Raw genomic sequence first — 3,553 nt, 5'->3', positions numbered from 1 at the left:
GCCCCCGATGGAGACCGTGCGCGTGGCCTTCATCGGCGTCGGGGCCCGGGGCCGGAGCCTGCTCCAGCTCATGTGCGCGCTCGAGGGCGTCGAGCTCAAGGCCCTCTGCGACATCCATGCGCCGAGCCTCGAGCTCGCCCTGAATGACGTGGTGGCCGCGGGCCGGCCTCGGCCCCAGGGCTACACGGGGGACGCCTTCGCCTATCGCGAGCTGCTGGCGCGCGGTGACCTCGACGTGGTGCTCATCGCCACCCCGTGGGAGCTCCACGCCGCCATGGCGGTGGACACGATGAACTCCGGCAAGCACGCGCTGGTCGAGGTGCCCGCCGCCTTGACCCTCGAGGAGTGTTGGCGGCTCGTCGACACCGCCGAGCGGACCCAGCTCAACTGCATGATGCTGGAGAACGTCTGCTATGGCCGCCAGGAGTTGATGGCCCTCAACCTCGTGCGCCAGGGACTGCTCGGGGAGCTCCTGCACGGGGAGGCCGCCTACATCCACGAGCTGCGGTGGATGATGGACGAGCTGGAGCGAGGAGAGGGCTCCTGGCGACCCGCCTGGCACACCCGGAGGAACGCCAACCTCTACCCTACTCACGGACTGGGCCCGCTCGCGCAGTACATGGGCATCAACCGCGGAGACCGGTTCGACTACCTGAGCTCCTTCAGCTCCCCGGCGCTGGGGCTCCAGGCCTATGCCCGCCAGCACTTCCCACCGGAGCACCCGCGCAACCAGGCCCGCTACATCTGCGGGGACATCAACAGCAGCCTCATCAAGACGGTGAGGGGCCGCACCCTCCTCGTGCAGCACGACACCACCACCCCGCGCCCCTACACCCGGCACAACCTCATCCAGGGCACCAACGGCGTCGTCGCTGGGTTCCCGGAGCGGCTCACGCTCGAGTACCTCGATGGTGCGCGGCGCGACTTCGAGACCTGGGACCAGGACATGGAGGCGTGGTACGCGCGCTTCGAGCACCCCCTCTGGCAGCGCATGGGGCGCGAGGCGGAGCAGAACGGCGGCCACGGGGGAATGGACTTCCTGATGCTCTGGCGGCTCATCTACTGCCTGCGCAACGGCGAGCCGCTGGATCAGAACGTCTACGATGCCGCCGCATGGTCGTCCGTCATCGCCCTCAGTGAGGCCTCCGTCGCCGACCGGGGCAACTCCAAGGATTTCCCCGACTTCACCCGTGGAGAGTGGGAGACGACTCCGCCGCTGCCCATCGTCTCCTGAGCGCCTCGTCGATTGTGGGGAAGACCCCGACGTCTCGCGTGTTCCCCTTGGGTAGCGTCTCAACCAACGCCCGTCTCTTCTGGAGGCATCCCTTTCATGCGTAAGTTCTTCTTCTTCGCTGGCGCCGGTGTGGCCGCCCTCGTGGCCGCCGCGTGCGCGACGACCGCCCAGGAGGGCCGCGGGGCCGCTCCGGGCCAGCAGCCTTCCGCCGCCAAGGGCCCGGCCGCCGAGGCCCAGCCCGCCGCGCCCGCCCCGGCGCAAAACCCGCTGCTGGCGAAGTGGTCCGGCCCGTACGGCGGCGTGCCGCAGTTCGATCAGGTCAAGGTCGAGCACTTCAAGCCCGCGCTCGAGGCCTCGATGGAGCAGAACCGCCGGGAGATCGACGCGATCGCCAACAACCCGGCCGCGCCCACCTTCGAGAACACCATCGCCGCGCTGGAGGATGCCGGACGGACCTTCAACGACGTGGGCACGTTCTTCGGCATCTGGAGCTCGAACATGAACGGCCCGGAGTTCCAGGCCGTCGAGCGCGAGATGGCGCCCAAGCTCGCCGCCTTCTCCGATGAGATCACCCAGAACGAGAAGCTCTTCCAGCGCATCGAGGCCGTCTACACCTCGCCCGACAAGGCGAAGCTGACACCCGAGCAGCAGCGCCTCGTCTGGGTGCACTACACGGGCTTCGTCCGCTCGGGCGCGAAGCTCGACGGTGCGGCGAAGAAGCGCCTGGGTGACATCAACCAGCGCCTCGCCTCGCTCTACACCGACTTCAGCCAGAACGTGCTGGCCGACGAGGAGAACTACGCCGTCATCCTCGAGTCGGAGGCGGACCTCGCCGGCCTGCCCGAGTCCGTGCGCGCCGGTGCGGCGGCCGCGGCCGAGGCGCGCGGGATGAAGGGCAAGTGGGCCATCACCAACACGCGCTCCTCGATGGAGCCGTTCCTCACCTACTCGGCCCGCCGGGAGCTGCGCGAGAAGGTCTGGCGCAACTACGTCAACCGCGGCGACAACGGCGACGCCCGCGACAACAACAAGATCATCTCCGAGGTCCTCAAGCTGCGCGCCGAGCGGGCGAAGCTGCTGGGGTACAAGACGCACGCCCACTGGCGGCTCGAGAACACCATGGCGAAGACGCCCGAGCGCGCCATGGAGTTGATGGAGGCGGTGTGGAAGCCCGCCGTGGCCCGCGTCCGCGAGGAGGTCGCCGACATGCAGGCGATCGCCAACAAGGAGGGCGCGAAGCTGAAGATCGAGCCCTGGGACTACCGCTACTACGCGGAGAAGGTCCGCAAGGCGAAGTACGACCTGGACCAGAACGAGGTGAAGCCGTACCTGCAGCTGGAGAAGCTGCGCGAGGGCATGTTCTGGGTGGCGGGCGAGCTGTTCAACTTCTCGTTCACGCCGGTGGAGAACCTGCCCGTCTACCACCCCGACATCCGCGTCTGGGAGGTGAAGGACAAGACGAGCGGCAAGCACGTGGGCCTGTGGTACTTCGACCCGTATGCGCGGACCGGAAAGCGCTCGGGCGCGTGGATGAACGCCTACCGCAACCAGGAGCGGTTCAAGGGCGAGATCACCACCATCGTCTCCAACAACTCCAACTTCGTGAAGGGCCAGCCGGGCGAGGCGGTCCTCGTGAGCTGGAGCGACGCGGAGACCCTCTTCCACGAGTTCGGCCACGCCCTGCACGGCCTGAGCTCCAACGTGACGTACCCGACGCTCTCGGGCACGTCGGTGGCGCGCGACTACGTGGAGTTCCCCTCGCAGCTGCTGGAGCACTGGCTCTCCACGCCCGAGGTGCTCAACACGTACGCCCTGCACTACCAGACGGGCAAGCCGCTCCCGGCGGAGCTGGTGGCCAAGCTGAAGAAGGCGGCGACCTTCAACCAGGGCTTTGGCACGGTGGAGTACCTGTCGAGCGCCCTGGTGGACATGAAGCTGCACCTCGCGGGCGACCAGACGATCGACGCGGACGCCTTCGAGCGCGACACGCTGGGAGCGCTGGGCATGCCGAAGGAGATCGTCATGCGGCACCGCACGCCGCAGTTCGGCCACGTCTTCGCGGGCGACGGCTACTCGGCGGGCTACTACAGCTACCTGTGGTCGGACACGCTCACGGCGGATGCCTACGAGGCCTTCACCCAGGGCAAGGGGCCCTATGACCGCGAGGTGGCCGAGCGCCTGCGCAAGAACGTCTTCTCGGTGGGCAACACGGTGGACCCCGCCGAGGGCTACCGCTCCTTCCGCGGCAAGGACGCCGGCATCAACGCCCTGATGCGCAAGCGCGGCTTCCCCGTCCCGGCCTCCGCGACGAAGAAGAAG

2 protein-coding genes are annotated in these 3,553 nt (G+C 68.2%); both read left to right on the top strand.

Features of this window, described 5'->3' with window-relative positions; translation table 11 throughout:
• Positions 1-1,234, top strand: a 1,234-nt coding sequence (locus tag VF697_RS32610) for a Gfo/Idh/MocA family oxidoreductase (protein WP_331101089.1), incomplete at its 5' end; no start/stop codon positions are given.
• Between the two features lie 96 nt (positions 1,235-1,330).
• A partial coding sequence (locus tag VF697_RS32605) for a M3 family metallopeptidase (protein ID WP_331101087.1) occupies positions 1,331-3,553 on the top strand: 2,223 nt, incomplete at its 3' end.

The sequence above is a fragment of the Archangium sp. genome (assembly GCF_036388035.1).
Classification (GTDB): Bacteria; Myxococcota; Myxococcia; order Myxococcales; family Myxococcaceae; genus Archangium.
The sequence above is the reverse complement of the archived record's forward strand: the minus strand, read 5'-3'. Positions and strand labels throughout refer to the sequence as shown.